The sequence below is a fragment of the Pseudomonas syringae genome, from assembly GCF_001698815.1.
Taxonomy (GTDB): Bacteria; Pseudomonadota; Gammaproteobacteria; order Pseudomonadales; family Pseudomonadaceae; genus Aquipseudomonas; species Aquipseudomonas syringae_A.
Window position 1 is genome coordinate 90,611 of the sequence record NZ_LGSI01000065.1, and the last position, 15,322, is coordinate 105,932.

Annotated in this window: 15 protein-coding genes; 10 read left to right on the forward strand and 5 right to left on the reverse strand. The window is 55.1% G+C overall.

Going from position 1 to position 15,322, the window contains the following annotated elements; translation table 11 throughout:
* Positions 1-507: 507 nt before the first annotated feature.
* From AFK24_RS22140 to AFK24_RS22150, 4 genes are all read left to right on the forward strand, one after another.
* Positions 508-1,779, forward strand: a complete 1,272-nt coding sequence (locus AFK24_RS22140; protein ID WP_065835263.1) for an OprD family porin — start codon at positions 508-510, stop codon at positions 1,777-1,779.
* Positions 1,780-2,002: 223 nt separating this feature from the next.
* The gene (locus AFK24_RS22145) at positions 2,003-2,770 is read left to right on the forward strand and encodes an AraC family transcriptional regulator (RefSeq protein ID WP_065835264.1); all 768 of its coding nucleotides are present in this window, start codon (positions 2,003-2,005) and stop codon (positions 2,768-2,770) included.
* A 186-nt stretch (positions 2,771-2,956) separates the two neighbouring features.
* Entirely contained in the window at positions 2,957-3,130 is a 174-nt protein-coding gene (locus AFK24_RS30135) for a DUF1427 family protein (protein ID WP_080482243.1), read from the forward strand.
* Positions 3,131-3,171: 41 nt separating this feature from the next.
* Positions 3,172-4,131 carry a quinone oxidoreductase family protein gene (locus AFK24_RS22150; RefSeq protein WP_065835265.1) on the forward strand — a complete coding sequence of 320 codons (960 nt, stop codon included), beginning with the start codon at positions 3,172-3,174 and terminating at the stop codon, positions 4,129-4,131.
* A 108-nt stretch (positions 4,132-4,239) separates the two neighbouring features.
* Here the strand turns inward: AFK24_RS22150 and AFK24_RS22155 are convergent, their stop codons facing one another.
* Positions 4,240-5,805 carry a PAS domain-containing methyl-accepting chemotaxis protein gene (locus AFK24_RS22155; RefSeq protein ID WP_065835266.1) on the reverse strand — a complete coding sequence of 522 codons (1,566 nt, stop codon included), beginning with the start codon at positions 5,803-5,805 and terminating at the stop codon, positions 4,240-4,242.
* 546 nt (positions 5,806-6,351) lie between these two features.
* On the opposite strand from AFK24_RS22155, the gene AFK24_RS22160 reads away from it, so the two are divergent.
* The 3 genes from AFK24_RS22160 (at position 6,352) to AFK24_RS22170 (ending at position 8,759) form a co-directional block, all read left to right on the forward strand.
* A complete protein-coding gene (locus AFK24_RS22160; protein ID WP_065835267.1) occupies positions 6,352-6,996 on the forward strand; it encodes a hydrolase in 645 nt (214 codons plus the stop codon).
* Between the two features lie 493 nt (positions 6,997-7,489).
* Complete coding sequence (locus AFK24_RS22165) at positions 7,490-8,344, forward strand: CAP domain-containing protein (RefSeq protein WP_065835268.1); 855 nt, start codon at positions 7,490-7,492, stop codon at positions 8,342-8,344.
* Between the two features lie 43 nt (positions 8,345-8,387).
* Positions 8,388-8,759 carry a PH domain-containing protein gene (locus AFK24_RS22170; protein WP_065835269.1) on the forward strand — a complete coding sequence of 124 codons (372 nt, stop codon included), beginning with the start codon at positions 8,388-8,390 and terminating at the stop codon, positions 8,757-8,759.
* Between the two features lie 18 nt (positions 8,760-8,777).
* On the opposite strand, the gene AFK24_RS22175 is transcribed toward AFK24_RS22170, so the two are convergent.
* A complete protein-coding gene (locus AFK24_RS22175) occupies positions 8,778-9,164 on the reverse strand; it encodes an ester cyclase (protein ID WP_065835270.1) in 387 nt (128 codons plus the stop codon).
* Between the two features lie 112 nt (positions 9,165-9,276).
* Here AFK24_RS22175 and AFK24_RS22180 point away from each other — a divergent pair, with 112 nt between their 5' ends.
* The gene (locus AFK24_RS22180) at positions 9,277-9,564 is read left to right on the forward strand and encodes a hypothetical protein (RefSeq protein ID WP_065835271.1); all 288 of its coding nucleotides are present in this window, start codon (positions 9,277-9,279) and stop codon (positions 9,562-9,564) included.
* A 43-nt stretch (positions 9,565-9,607) separates the two neighbouring features.
* Here AFK24_RS22180 and AFK24_RS22185 read toward each other — a convergent pair whose 3' ends face one another.
* The 3 genes from AFK24_RS22185 to AFK24_RS22195 all read right to left on the reverse strand — a co-directional run bounded on the left by AFK24_RS22185 (position 9,608) and on the right by AFK24_RS22195 (position 11,743).
* Entirely contained in the window at positions 9,608-10,501 is an 894-nt protein-coding gene (locus AFK24_RS22185) for a hypothetical protein (protein ID WP_139110562.1), read from the reverse strand.
* A gap of 183 nt (positions 10,502-10,684) precedes the next feature.
* Positions 10,685-10,915, reverse strand: coding sequence for a DUF6124 family protein (locus AFK24_RS22190; protein ID WP_065835278.1), 231 nt, complete (start codon positions 10,913-10,915; stop codon positions 10,685-10,687).
* Positions 10,916-11,449: 534 nt separating this feature from the next.
* Positions 11,450-11,743: a DUF6124 family protein gene (locus tag AFK24_RS22195; protein ID WP_065835273.1), complete on the reverse strand. Its 294-nt coding sequence runs from the start codon at positions 11,741-11,743 to the stop codon at positions 11,450-11,452.
* Positions 11,744-12,254: 511 nt separating this feature from the next.
* Here AFK24_RS22195 and AFK24_RS22200 point away from each other — a divergent pair.
* Together AFK24_RS22200 and AFK24_RS22205 are read left to right on the forward strand one after the other, a co-directional pair.
* The gene (locus tag AFK24_RS22200) at positions 12,255-12,548 is read left to right on the forward strand and encodes a CopG family ribbon-helix-helix protein (RefSeq protein ID WP_240500429.1); all 294 of its coding nucleotides are present in this window, start codon (positions 12,255-12,257) and stop codon (positions 12,546-12,548) included.
* Positions 12,549-12,797: 249 nt separating this feature from the next.
* Positions 12,798-14,450 (forward strand): methyl-accepting chemotaxis protein, encoded by a 1,653-nt coding sequence (locus tag AFK24_RS22205; protein WP_065835274.1) that lies wholly within the window; start codon positions 12,798-12,800, stop codon positions 14,448-14,450.
* Positions 14,451-15,322 lie beyond the last annotated feature (872 nt).

The following is a 15,322-nucleotide window of genomic DNA, read 5'->3' on the forward strand; positions in this document are numbered from 1 at the left end:
TTTAATCGTTTGCCGCGTCTCTCGTCTGTCATATAGCACCCGTACATTTAGCTCCTCACGACTTACAGAGGTTGTCCCTATGAACGCAGCTCTAGAGCACCACGCTCGCGGTTTGTCTGCTAGTAGCGAGGCTCGCCAGGTAATGGCGGATTGGTTAAGGACGACCAACATCCGAACGCCTCAACGACCGGATGTACGCAAAATGCTTCTACAGCGTTACCCGATCGGGTTGCTGGAAGAAGCGGAGCTGGAAGCGTTGATCAACGTGCATCGAGACTCCAACAGCTCGTTCTAGAGCGGTCGGATGTATAGAAGGTGTTACATGAAAATTGACACCTTTTAAGCCTGCGTCTAGGATTTGCGTCCTCCGCCCGTGGCCTAATGCCATGCATCAGTAGTCCACTGCGATGATTGCGCCGGCCTTTCGGAGCCTGTTTTTCGGAAGGCCAAACGACTGAACAAGTCGTCGCCACGGCGCGTGATCAATCCGCAGAAAGGGAATTATCGATGCTCACTACACGTATCAGCTTGCTCGCACTGGGTCTGATCAGTGCTGGACAGGTCATGGCCAACGGTCAGGCCGACTCGAAGGGTTTTGTTGAGGACAGCAGCCTCAACCTGTTCCTGCGCAACGCGTACATCAATCGCGATTACAAAAATGGCCGCGAAGACAAGGCCGAGTGGGGCCAAGGCTTCACCGCCAACTTCGCCTCGGGTTTCACTCAGGGCACGGTCGGCGTGGGCGTCGATGCGTTCGCTCTGTACGGTTTGCGTCTGGATGGCGGCAAGGGTCGCAGCGGCGCGGGCGGTATCGACTTCTTCAAGCAGGGCGACAGCGGCGCAGCGGCGGATGATCTGTCGCGTTTTGGCGGTGCAGTAAAAGCGCGCATCTCCAACACCGTGATCAAGTACGGCGACCAGATGCCTGAGTTCCCGGTGCTGAGCTACGACAACTCGCGCCTGCTGCCGGAAAGCTACACCGGCACGCTGATCACCTCCAAAGAGATCGATGGCCTGGTCGTCAACGTGGGTCGCTTCACCCAGCAGACACGTAAAAGTGCCGAAGGTCGCGACAGTGGCGATCTGAAAAGCATCAACGTCTACGGCGCCAGCTACAAATTCACCGACGCGTTCAGCGCAGCGTTCTACGCCTCCGACGACGAAGACACGCTGAAAAAACAGTACCTGAACCTGAACTACGTATTTGCCCTGCAGCCTGACCAGTCGCTGACCTTCGATTTCAATGGCTACAAGACTGAACTGGACAAGGAAATCGCCGACAGCGGCGAGCGCGACAACAAGATCTGGAGCCTGGCGGCGACCTGGGCAGTGGGCATCCACTCGTTCACCATCGCCCATCAGCGCAGCACCGGCGACACCGGCTACAACTACGGCGGCTATCGCAACGCTGGCGGTTTCGGTGACGGTGGTAACACCATCTACCTGGCGAACTCGTACTGGTCCGACTTCAACGGCAAGGACGAGCGTTCCTGGCAGGCGGGTTACGGCGTGAACCTGTCGACTGTTGTCACTCCGGGCCTGAGCTATAAAGTGGCTTACGTGCGCGGCGACAACATCGACGACGGCACCAATCGCGGCAGCGGCGAAGAGCGCGAAATCTTCAGCCAACTGACCTACGTGGTCCAGAGCGGCCCGGCGAAAGATTTGTCCGTGCGCCTGCGCAACTCGTTCCTGCGCGTGTCCGACAACGCCAGCAACTACAACAGCGAAGGCAACGAAACGCGGATCTTCGTGGATTATCCGATCAGCGTTTTCTGATTGTCAGCACACCACTCGTAGGACCGGCTTTAGCCGGGAGGAGGCCGGTACATTCGCGGCGGTTGCGTCATCAGACCTTCCGCCCTCCCGGCTGAAGCCGGTCCTACAGTCCTGTGTGCTGGCCGACATCGTCGCGAAGACCTTTCCGCGGGCAAGCCTCGCTCCAACAATTGGTGCTGGCTGAGCTACCATGTGCCATCCCAGCACCTGACCCGGTCACCCCATGGCCCTCGCGACGCCTCCTGATCTTTCCGATATTGCCGTGCCCGTGCAACCGCTGGCGCGTACCTATCCGCGTGGGCGGTATATCGAGCCGCATGAGCACGTCTGGGGTCAGGTGTTGTACGCCACGTCCGGCGTGATGTGGGTCGAAACGCCGCTGGAAGCGTTGGTCGTTCCGCCGCAGCGGGCTGTGTGGCTGCCGCCCGGCGTGGTACATGGCATTCGCGTTGTCACCGACCTGGAAATGCGCAATATCTACCTGCGCCCGGCAATTGCCGAAACCCTCGAAAGCACGGTGCAGGTTTTCGAAGTCGGTCGCTTGCTGCGGGAATTGATCCTCGGCCTTGTCGCCCAGGATCACGAACAGGCGTCGGAGTATTACGACGCATTGGTCGGACTGGCGCTGCTGGAACTCAAGCGCGCCAAACGATCCCTCCTGAAAATCCCCATGCCTGATCAATCCGACCGCCGCCTGATGAACCTGTGTCAGGCGGTCATGAGCGAGCCGTCGCTGGCGATTGCGTTCGAGCAGCACGCGGAAAACGCTGGAGCCAGCGTTCGCACGCTGGCCCGTTTGTTTCAAAGCGCACTGGGCATGGGTTTCGCCGAGTGGCGTCGACAAGTGCAACTGGCCACCGCCGTGGCGGAAATCATCCAGGGCGTGCCGGTCAGCACCATCGCCCGCTCACTGGGCTACTCGCCCAGCAGCTTCAGCGACATGTTCCGCCGGGAACTGGGCGTGGCGCCGTCCAAATACCCGCTCATATGAAATCCGTAGGACCGGCTTCAGCCGGGAGCAGGCCAGTCCATTGGCAGCAGATGCCTCGTCGGACCTCCCGCTCCCGCGGCTAAAGCCCGCTCCTACGGGATTTGGCCGATATTCCGAAGTCCTTGGCCGATAGCTTTTCCCTGCCGCTCGTAAACTTTGTGCATTCCAGTTTGCCCGGAGTTCACCATGAGCTATCTCATTTCCATCGTTATTGGTATCGCCGTCGGCCTGCTCTACGGCGCGCTTGATTTCCGTTCACCTGCGCCGCCCGCCGTGGCGTTGGTCGGTCTGACCGGCATGTTGCTGGGCGAAAAAATATGGCCCATGGGCAAGCAATTGTTTGCCAGCTGGGTGTCCTGATTTCTCGAATCGCGCCGCAAAAACTTCACGAGAGGCCTTCCATGAAAGCACTGCAATTTTCCCGAACCGGCGACCTTGCCGCGCTGCAATACGTCGAACTGCCCAAGCCGGTGGCGGGCCAGGATGAAGTGTTGATCCAGGTGAAAGCCGCGGGCCTGAATCCCAGCGACGTCAAAAATGTGCTCGGTCGTTTTCCGTACACCACGCTGCCGCGCGTGCCGGGGCGTGATTTCGCCGGGGTCGTGGTGGAAGGTCCGTCGGCGCTGCTCGGCCAGGAAGTCTGGGGCACTGGCAAAGAGCCGGGCTTCTTTCGTGACGGCTCCCATGCTGAGTTCCTCACCTTGCCGGCCAAGGGCGTGGCCCTCAAACCCAAACATTTGAGCTTCAGCCAGGCCGCCAGCCTTGGCGTGCCATACACCACCGCATGGGACGCGTTGCAACGCAGCCTGGTCGGCGCCGATACGCGTTTGCTGGTGATCGGTGCCAACGGCGCGGTCGGCAGTGCCGCCCTGGCGCTGGGCAAGATTCTTGGCGCCCAAGTCCTCGGCGCGGTACGTCGCCCCGAACAGCTCAAGACGCTGCAGGATCAGGGCTTCGACGCGATTTTGCTGGACCAGGCTGAGGAACTGGCCGGACAAGTCACCCGGATTTACAAGGGCGGCGCCGACGTCATTTTCGACACCACCGGTTTCTGGCTCCCCGCCGCAGTGAGTGCGTTGGCGCCGTTCGGCCGCATCGCCATCATCGCCGCCCCGGTAGACGGCCACGTGCAACTGCCCGCGCTGGCCCTGTATCGCAAGGGCGGCTCGGTGGTCGGCATCAACTCGTTGCTGTACGACTGCCAGGCCTGCGCGAAAATGCTCGACCAGTTCGGCCGATTTTTCGACGAAGGCAGCTTGCCGCTGCCCACCGGCCTGCTCGAGTCACCGCTCAGCGAAGGCCTGGCACGCTACGCCGAGGTCAACCAGGGCGCGGGGGATAAGGTGATTCTGTTGCCGTGAGCCCCGTTGGAGCGAGGCTTGCCCGCGAAGAACGATAACGCGGTCTGTCTGGTCCACCGAGGCGCCTAATTCGCGGGCAAGCCTCGCTCCAACGGGCGGCCTTTTGCCTTAACGATTAAACCGTTCAACCAGCGCACGTAAACCGCGTGACGCCGCTTCAAGCTCAGTGCCGCGCGACACGGCGGCGCTGGCGTTGCTGGCGGATCGTTCGAAGGTCTCGGCGACGTTGTTGATCTGCCGGGAAATGTCCTCGGCCACATGCGCCTGTTCTTCCGAAGCGGTCGCCATTTGATGACCCATGCTGCTGATCCGGCCGATCACTTCGCGAATACCTTGCAACGCGTCCTGCGCTTCGATCACCTGAGCAACGCCTTTGTCAGCCTCGCTGATACCCAACTGCGCAATGCTGACCGCGTCGTCGGCACCCTTTTTCAAGGACGCGATGACGGCCTGGATTTGCTGGGTCGACTCACGCGTCTTGCCCGCCAATGCCCGAACTTCATCGGCAACCACCGCAAAGCCACGACCTTGTTCGCCAGCCCGGGCAGCTTCGATGGCGGCGTTGAGCGCGAGCAGGTTGGTCTGATCGGCAATCGCTTGAATAACACCGGCCGCCGACATGATCTGCTGGGTTTCATTGGCCAGGTTATCGACGGCGCTACTGATATTGGTGACCGTGCCCGCCAGCCGCTGGATCGCCTCGCGGGAAGTGCCAGCGACTCTGCTGCCTTGCTCGGCAAGCTCGTTGGCCGTGGCGGCTTCGGATGCAGTGTGCTGCACATGCCTGGCGACTTCGTTGATCGAGGCCGCCATTTCAGTCATGGCCGCTGCGGTCATGTCCGTCTCGGCACGTTGTTCCAGCAGGGAGCGCTCGGTTTTCGAGGAGAGCTGAGTGGAGTGACCTGCCGCTTCAGAAACCTGATTGGCCAGATCGCTCAGGCGGGTCAACGCGGTTTTGAGGCGTGCGTCCTCGCTGAGCAGAATCATCTCCACCCGCGCCTGAGAGCCATAAGCGTCGCTGTAAGTCAGCGCGCTTACCGGGTCGGTAAATGCATTCGGAGCACTGGCAATAATGCTGGTCAGCTGTCGCTCGCCGCGCAGATAAGCCCAGGCACCCAAAGCCACGAACAGCCCGGCGATCACCACTTGAGCAACGACGCCAGGGAAGAAATTATTCACCGCCAGCGCAACGATCGCGGCAACCAAAGGCACCGCAATAACGCTGGCAAACGCGCCCAGATGACGAGCGCCGGTTACCGCGCTTTTACCTCCACGCAAGCGCGCATACAAGGCTTCGGCGCGGGCGATTTCCTCGCGAGTCGGCTTGACCCGCACGGACTCATAACCGATCAGCCGACCGTTCTCCAGAATCGGCGTCACGTACGCGCTGACCCAGTAGAAATCGCCGTTCTTGCAGCGATTCTTGACGATGCCCATCCAACTTTTGCCCGCCTTCAAATAGCCCCACATCACGCCGAAAACATCTTTGGGCATGTCCGGGTGGCGAACCAGGTTGTGCGGGCTACCGATGAGTTCTGCCTGGGAATAACCACTGATTCTCGCGAACTCATCGTTGCAGTAAGTGATTTTGCCGCTGGTATCTGTCGCTGAAATCAAACGTTGTTCGGCAGGAAAGGTTTGCTCGGTTTGAGTCACATGCTTGGCCATCTTCAACGTCCATAAAGGTATATCGAGAACCTGTGGAATCCATTCGATATCAATGGCTTCTGCGTCGCAGGAATTTCAGTTTTAAAGGAATACGTTTAAAAACATATATTTGCAGATTTTTCCGGAGGATGCTCCATGTTGACTTCAAACAGGGCATTTTGCTGATTCTTTAGACGCTTGAGGTGAGGGTCACAAGTAACAGTGAGGTGGAGTATAGGTAGCACTTGGCCGTTATCAAATCTCCACCAGACCTGTGCCGAATTCATTTAGCGCCTGAAACTGTCCTATCGGCTCGACTTTAAGGTTCTTCAGCCGGGATGATGAACGGTGAAGCCACGCACCCGCCAAGAAGCCACTCGCACGCGTCCCACGTTGCATTGAGTACGTTTAACGCAGTGTCCCTAAAATAGAAACAATGAATCCGTATTTTAGGTAATTGTCTCGATTAGGTGCTGGCAGTATCTTTGTTCCAACGCCGCAGAACACAGCCAAACGCTGAAACGCGGCAACCGAACTCAGCGACTCAATCTAACGTTTAAAGGGAATAAAACCATGTCGATCCGCGAACTGCTCAACCCAACCAACTCCGCTCTGATCCTCATCGACCACCAGCCGCAAATGGCTTTCGGTGTTCAGTCGATTGACCGCCAGACGCTGAAGAACAACACCGTTGGCCTGGCCAAGGCTGCCAAACTGTTCAACGTGCCGACCATCCTCACCTCGGTTGAAACCAAAAGCTTCAGCGGCTACATCTGGCCAGAACTGCTCGGTGTATTCCCGGATCAACAGCCCATCGAACGTACTTCCATGAACTCCTGGGAAGACAAAAAGCTGGTCGAAGCGGTCAAAGCGACCGGCCGCAAAAAACTGATCATCGCCGCGCTGTGGACCGAAGTCTGCCTGACCTTCCCGGCACTGGAAGCCATGGAAGAAGGCTACGAGGTGTACATCGTCACCGACGCCTCCGGCGGCACCACCAAAGAAGCCCACGACATGTCCGTGCAGCGCATGATCCAGGCTGGCGCCGTACCCGTGACCTGGCAACAAGTGCTGCTCGAATACCAACGCGACTGGGCGCACAAAGAAACCTACGAAGCGGTCATGGAACTGGTCCTCGAACACAGCGGCGCATACGGCATGGGCGTCGACTACGCCTACACCATGGTCCACGGCGCGCCGCAGCGTAAGGTCGTCTGATCCGCTAACCCCTGACCAAATCGCCCCCGAACAGCAATGTTCGGGGGCGATTTGCGTTGCAGCGCCTTCCCGGATGAATCCGGTCTCAAGGGGAATGTGGGATTTACCTGTAGGAGGGAATTCATTCCCGAAGGCGGCAGTCAGGTAGACACGGATTTACCGGCCTAACCACCGCCTTCCCTGATGAATCCGGTCTCAAGGGAAATGTGGGATTTACCTGTAGGAGGGAATTCATTCCCGAAGGCGGCGGTCCGGTAGACATGGATTTACCGGCCTAACCACCGCCTTCCGGGATGAATCCGGTACCACGGCTTCAACAACCTCCGTTGGAGCGAGCGGGCGGCATTCCGACTTGCCCACGAATCGATTCATCAACCACCCAATAATCTCCCGCCCGTCGTGCAACTTGTGCCAAAACCCGCAGTCATACGCCCGCCATAATTCACCCGCTTACGAATCACCTTCCTCGCCGTCCCATCAGAGCTGCCGCCCCATGCGCCCAACCGCTCGTTCTTATCTCCTGCTCTGCCTGATTCCCCTGCTCGCGCTATTCGCCGGCTCAGCCCAGGCCAGCGCAGAAACCCAGCTCGCACAAGCCATCAACGACTACCGCGCCCAACCCTCGCGCTGCGCCAGCAACACACCCCGCGGCCTGTCGCCGTTGGCGCTGAAGTCGAAACTCGCACTGCCCATCGGCTTCGGCGGCGATCTGCGCGAGACACTCAAAGCGTCTGGCTATCGAGCGGTGTCGGTGCGAACCATCCGTTTGGTCGGCGCGCCTGATGCAGACGCCGCTTTCGACATGCTCCAGCGCCGATATTGCGCGGCGCTGCTCGACACCGATTTCGCAGACATCGGCATCACCCGCGCAGCGAACGAATGGCGCGTGGTGCTCGCCAAACCCCTGCTCGATGGTCGTCTGGAAGACAAGCAAACCGCTGGCAAAACCTTGCTCGCCCAGGTCAACGCCGCCCGCGCTCAACCGCGCATGTGCGGCCGTAAGCCCTACGCCGCCGCACGGCCACTGGCGTGGAACGCTGCACTGGAAACCGCCGCGCAACAACACAGCCTGGCCATGGCCAATGAAAGCTACTTCGCTCACATCGATCCCAACGGCGACCTGCCCGAAGACCGCGCCCGAGCCGCTGGCTACGGCGGCCGTCAAGTCGGCGAAAACATTGCCAGCGGCCAAGGCTCGGCAACCACCGCGATGCAAGGCTGGCTCGCCAGCCCCGGCCACTGCGCCAACCTCATGAACCCGATGTTCACCCAAGTCGGCGCGGCATACGGCACCAACTCCCGCAGCCATGCCGGGATTTACTGGACGATGGTATTCGGCGCGCCTTGATGGGTATGCTCGGCGCAGGATTTTCATAAGCGAGGACGGATCAATGCTGGATTTCAACAACAAGGGCTTTTTCAAACTCAAACAAAACAGCGAATACGCCGAGCGCGTCCAATCGCTGCTGCTGGAAGACGAAGAAGTCATCGACGCCTACAAATCCATGCGCGACGGCGTGGTGTTCACCAACAAACGAATCATCTCGGTCAACGTGCAAGGCATCACCGGCAGCAAAAAAGACTTCACCTCGCTGCCCTACAAAAACATCGTCGCCTACTCTATAGAAACGTCCGGAACCTTCGACCTCGACTCCGAACTGGAAATCTACTTCTCGTCCCTGGGCAAAGTGAAATTCGAATTCACCGGCAGAACCTCGATTGTCGAAATATCCAAGCACATCTCCCGCTACCTGCTGAACTGACCGCCCGCTGTCGAAGCTCTACAGCTGAGCCTCGATAGCCGCCTTGTCGACAATCGACCAGACGCGCGCGATCTTCCCGTCGCGAAATTGATAGAAGACATTCTCGGTAAAACGCACCCGCTTCCCGTTCACCACCAGCCCCAGAAATTCACCCTGCGGGCTGCAATCGAAACCGAGGCGGGCAGCAATATGGTTGGCGTCAGCGACCAGCAGCAGGATGTTGAACTGCAAATCCGGGATCTGCCGAAAGTCGTTCTCCAGCATCTCCCGATAACCTGAAAGCCCGAACGGCCGGTCGTTGTGATAAGCGTCTTCGTGAACGAAGTTGCCGAGGGCCGGCCAGTTTTGGGCGTTCAGGCAGGCGATGTAGGCTTTGTAGATGTCGGAAATATCGTGTGTTGCCATGGCGACTGCCTCAGGATTTGTATAAGGCGGGCGATAAAATAAACAGGTGATCGAAGAGAGAGCCTAGCTATAGAAGGCCCATCACGCATTTAGGAAAAAGGGATTACGGCAGATGAAAGGATTTCTCGTGTCAACGCTGCTTGTTGCCAGCGTATCGACTCAGGCCGCTGAGCCAAATCGCGGGCTGCTGGGGAGCAGCATCAACCAGCTGAGCCGAGCGTTCGTGTGTGACACATTCCAAAACGACCTGACAGGTGTCGGCAAAGCCATAAAAGCCCAATGCGCCAATCAGGCAGCTGCCGAGTTCGCAGCAGTGCCTGAGCGCAAGACGCTACGGGAATGCATCAAGCCCGGGAATGTGATTGATGATGATGTGAGGAAGTGTATGAAGGGGATGTGAGCGGTCGCCCGTTCTTCTGGACGACCATTGCCATTGGCCATGATCAGGTTTGATCAGTCGGCGTCATGTTCGTCTTGCGCGGAATAATGATTTTTTCATTTGGTATCTCTAGCTTGATCAGCTTGTTATTTTCCAAATAAGAAACCAGGGATGATCTTCCAAATCCACGAAAAATCACGGTTATATTTTCGATTTTCTTGAATTTTTCTGCTGTTGTTTCAGTTGATTTGGTAGTGAGCAATGAGTAGTAGGGTTCTTGTATATACGCTGTAGTGAGATCTATGCGTATATTTGCTGCCCGCATGGCCGAATCGAGAAGCTGCCCCGTCACGCCACCCATGGCAATGGGTAAGAAAATGATGATGAACATCATGATGGATCGGTCTTTTTTAAGGCTGCTACCGTGCATCACTTCCAGATGTTTTTCTTTGTAATCAATATTGCCTTGGGTAGCCGAGTTTGTGCTCTTGATCATCCTGCCCATGTCTTCGTATATTGAATAAAACATATAGAGCGCGATTGATAAGAGTGTAAGTGTCAAGTATACGGTTTTGTCGCTACGCCCGAATGCTATCAGCATCGGTACGAGTACTGGTGTGAAGAGAAAGTATTTCCACTGGAATTTTTTCAGTTGGTATTTTGGTTTCGCCTCCTTGCCAGTTTTGTTTTTGGCAAGCTTACCTAAGCTCCAGAATACGATGTTAAGCAGGGGCCGTAGCACAGGGCTGCAAAGTACTCCCATCGCAGTCAAGGACGCGACAAATAGAATATAGACAAAGCCAAAACAACCCGCAGTGATCAAAAATAAAAAGCCGTCCCCTAAGGTAATACCTTGCGGAAAATGTCCATTTTTCAAAGAGTAAAGGCCTATACATAAACCTCCAATAAAAATCCCTATTTTTGCAATGAAAGCCATGCCCTTGGCTGTGAAGTCCATGGTTTTTTCATTTATTAAAAACTTTGAAAACATCTGTCAATCCATTAGGTTTTTGGAAGGTGGCTAGCCTGGTTTTATTTAAAACTCACATCGGCCTCAGAGAAGCTCGACCATGTACTGTACCGCAGGCGGTCTCCAGCAGCGAAGACGGACCAGCAATCGTCTATGAAGATTCCGAAACGATTAATCTTGGGTCATACCGCGGGTATTTCCTTTCATACCCTCAACCGCCGCCTCAACCAAAATCTGAGCCGCCTCAATCTGATGCATCACAGACCGCGCGAGTGCCCGGAATTCCTTGGTGCTGTTGTCCGCAGATTCATAAGCGGTGGCGGCCGCGCAGGTGAGGTATTCCGAGGCGGTTATGAGGGCGTCTTCGACTTTTACGCCTGGCTTTGTGGTGAGCAAGCTCATGCCGATTCCAAATGGTTCGGGCTTTGGAGCTGTGTGTCCGGGTAGCTGCGATGTGGATCTGAGCATGGTGACTCCTTGGTTTAGTTGAGCCATAACTCATCGCGACTAAACGATGGGTGGCGGCTGAGCGCGGGTTAGTCGACCGGGAACCAAGCAAACCCAGCGCACCCGAAGGTGCCCCGTGCACAGCCGCCATAAATCGCCATGCCGATCTTGTGGATACGGTCATGAAGGTGGACACGCTTTGCTGGTAGATCGGGCGACTAAACCCGGTCGTTGATTTCAACGACAGGCAGGAAATTAGCCGCAGCGTCAGGCATCCACAAGCGGTGCAGAGGATATCCACTAAATTCAGAATCGTCTTACAGAAGGGCGGATTTATTGCTGAAGGATGTTTCTGGGTTGCGAGGATTTTGGGGTGGTTTTCTGATGGGGGGTTGGGTTTTGGCCAGATTTGAGCAGCAAGAAAGGGCGCTCGTCTTGATACATCTGAACAAGACGAGCGAGCTGATATCTAGCCAAAACGCTGCGTTATTACGCTCTACTCTTATCTTCCAGCCCGGCAACCGACGCCTCAACCAGCACGCGAGCCGCTTCTATCTGATGTAACACCGAACGAGCCAGCGGCCGGAATTCCAGCGTGATGTTATCGGCTGTTTCATATGCGGTAGCAGCTGCGCAGCTCAGGTATTCGGACGCCAGAACCAACGCATCTTCAACCTTGATGTCGGGCCTGACCGCGAACAGGCTGAGGTTACCAAGGTTGGTATTGGTCAGCGGGTCTGGAGTGAGGGGTGTTTGAGGTGGATGAGGCGTCGATCTGATCATGGTGAATCTCCCTGATTGGTTGAGCCGACGCCCTCTGCTGTCAATCAGAATGGGCGGCGGCTGCACGCGGGTTGACAGACCAGGAATCAAGGAACCCGGCGCACACGAATGTGCCCCACGACAGCCGCCATAACACAGCCTGCGGATACAAGATCTGCTGACGGCTTGGCGAGTGTTGCGCCTCGATTGATACGGTCTGTCAAAACCGGTCGCTGTGATCAGCGACCCGACGAGCGTATTCCGCGGTCATACGAGGCACAAGACGGTGCAGAGGATATTCGAAAATTTCAGAAGAGTCTTACAGGGCGGTAGGTTTGTTGCTGAAGGATGTTTCTGATGGTTCGTTGCTAGCGGGTGGGGTTTCGGGGGCAAGGACAACTCACAAGCAAATGCTTCATAGCAGATCAACCTGAAACGGAATTGATCGTGAAGCGTCGCGGGACTGCATGTCAATTTGGATGAGTCCGTGAAGGTGTAAGGTGCCCAACAAACGTTCACGACTGAGGCTGCCATGACCGGGATATCCCTGAACCTGCCGGAAGACCTTTCCAACGCTCTCGCCGATCTGGCCAAGACGAATGGCCAAAGTATCAGCTACTTGGCGATGGAGGTTCTTCGCGACTACATCGAGCATGAAAAGACTTTAATTGCACAAATCGAAATGGCGGTAGAAGAGGACAACCAATGTGAATTCGCCACCGATGAACAGGTAGCCGCGATGCGCGCCCGTCGAGGCAGGCCTTGGTGTGGGGGGCGATTTAACGAATGTCCCGTTATGGGAACCGATCAAATACAATTTAGTTAAATATAGAGCGCTTCTTATTCTCAATCTTATTTGTATAGCAATGGTACAACCAGGAGTAGAGGATGTATTCGAATAGATGCCAGCAGATCACACAGACAATTCGATTGAGTCGTTTGTATTTTGGATTATAGATTTATTATCAAAACTGGATTTAACACTTGAAATGTTGACACCGCACGCCGCATAGTGCCAATGCGCCACATTCTTGGTTGTGCCACAAAAATACTGAAAAATCAGAGGAGTATCTGCATGTTAACTTCCTTGCCGGTAAGGACAAAGTTGGTATTAGGTTTTGGCATGATGGTATTGATCATTTTTCTGATTTCTACGTTATCAGTCATTAGCTTAAATGAATCGAATCTGCGCTTCTCAAGCTATGTCGATGGCTTGGATAAGCGCATGGGTTTGATGAATGATTTGCTGCTCGCTGCGCAGCAACGTGCTATTTCAGCACGCAATCTTGTACTGGTTACCTCTGCAGCTGACCGACAGGCTGAGGCCGTCACCATAAACACCGAACATCAGAAAGTTAAAAGCCTTTTGTCAGAACTAGTAGCTGGAGTAAATGCATTGGCTCCATCCGCTAATAGTGATAGTGCCCGTAAATTGGTTGCTGAGATTGAGAAAATTGAGAAAATCTATGGCCCTGTCGCCTTAGAGATTACGCGGCTAGCCATGAGTGGCGATAATAGCGCAGCCATTAATATGATGAATAACGAATGCTTGCCACTCCTAAAAAAGCTGGTGGCCAGCGTCAATGACTACAAGGAGTTTAATTCAAAGGTTGCACTAGCTAGTGTAAGTGACTCGCAGGTCGAGTATCAAAATAATCGCGATTTTCTGATGTTTTTCTGCGCAATAGCAATTGCCATAGGGGTGGTGCTGACGATTCTAATAGTTCGTGGATTATCACGTGCTCTTGGTGCAGAGCCCACCATCTTGTCGACAATCGCTCAGCGCGTTGCCAGTGGCGATTTGCGCCCGATTCTCGAAGCGAAAATGTCAGTGGCCGGTAGTGTGCTGTCCTCCTTAAGTGAAATGCAGTCACGCCTGAGCTTGCTTATTAGTCAGGTTAATACTTCATCGGCAGTTATCTCTACTGCTGCTGTGGATCTTTCCGCTGCGACAGAGCAGACCCGCATCGGCGTAGAAAACCAGAGAATTGAAATCGACCAAGTCGCGACCGCGATCCACGAAATGGTAGCAACCACCCTTGAAGTTGCGCGCAATTCCGAAGAAGCAGCCCATGCGGCACTCAGCGCTAACCTTCAAGCGCAGACCGGCGGCACCATGGCAAAAGACGCAATAACCCAAATAAAACGTCTGGCATCTGAGGTGTCTAAATCTGCCGCCGCCATGGCACAACTCAAAATAGAGAGCTTGAACATAGGTGGTGTATTGCAAGTAATCACGTCAGTCGCTGATCAAACCAACTTGTTGGCGCTAAATGCCGCTATCGAAGCTGCTAGGGCGGGCGATGCTGGTCGAGGATTTGCGGTGGTAGCAGATGAGGTGAGAACTCTTGCCAAACGGACTCAGGGCGCAACCCTGGAGATTGGAACTTTGACCGCCAATCTGCAAAAAATAGCTGAAGAAGCTGCTGGGATGATGGAAGTCTGTCGCGGTTTGACTGATGAAACCGTCATACAGGTTTCAAATACCGGAAATTCGGTTGAAACCATCGTGGCGATGATTGACAACATCCAACAGATGGTAAGGCAAATCGCAACTGCAGGTGAGGAACAGAGTTGTGTAGCAGAAGAAATTAACCGTAGTGTTACTTCAGTTCGCAATATTGCGGATGATTCAGCTTTATCCTGTGAGAGAACTGCCAGCTCAAGTAATAACTTGGCAGCACTAGGAACCGTACTACAGCAGCAAATAGGTCATTTCAAGGTTTGATGAGTTTATTTAAGATAGCGTCTGGCGGATTGAGGCGCGCGGATCTCCATCGCCATCGGTACTGCTTCTTATGGACGATGGCTGGGCCGGAGGAAACCTTTCATCCCAACCAAATCCATCAGAACGGGCTGTTCACCTTCTCGACCACGTACACGCGGCATCGCTGCCAATGAGGGCTCAACGGGCTTCGGTCTGGCGGTGGCTCAAGGCGCGCATCCGTATCAAGAAATCGCAAGCACCTTGATACCCAAGTTAGAGAGGCCAAAACGAAAAAACCCGCCAGAAGGCGGGTTTTTCGGGGGTTTCAGAGATTTTGAAAGCTTTCCCTGGAACCTTGTATGGTGCGGCACCAGACGAACGGTATGTTTCGGCGAGAGTAGGTTTTTCGGGCATCTGGAGTTCGCTGGAAAATTCGGCGTACCCCAACTAGTAACTATAAACAAATCAGCTAGTTATGGCGTTCGGTGGAATCGAACTCGGGATTTTTTAGATGTCAGCGCGTTGTCGGTCTGCAAGTAATTCAGAGCCGCATACGAATGGTAAACCTCCTGAATTTGAACGTTGTCGATCATCTCTTTTCGTAGAGAATAGGCAGTAATCCGCCCAAAGCTGCCGTGGCGACAGGCAGCAGACGGCCGATTCTGTTGAAAAAATCGGTTTTTTAGAACTGCCGAAAGATTGGCCGGCGAAACCGCCTTTTAGCACGCTTCTACGTGAAATCTCGGCCTGAAAACCTCCGCAAATATTAAGGATTTCAATCTACGACGCTTACTTCTCTTCCGTAGAAACCGAGGTCGATTTTTTCAACAGAATCGGCCAGAAGCAGCCGGTGGACGGAGCGATAGCTAATGAGTAGCTATGCTTGGTTTACT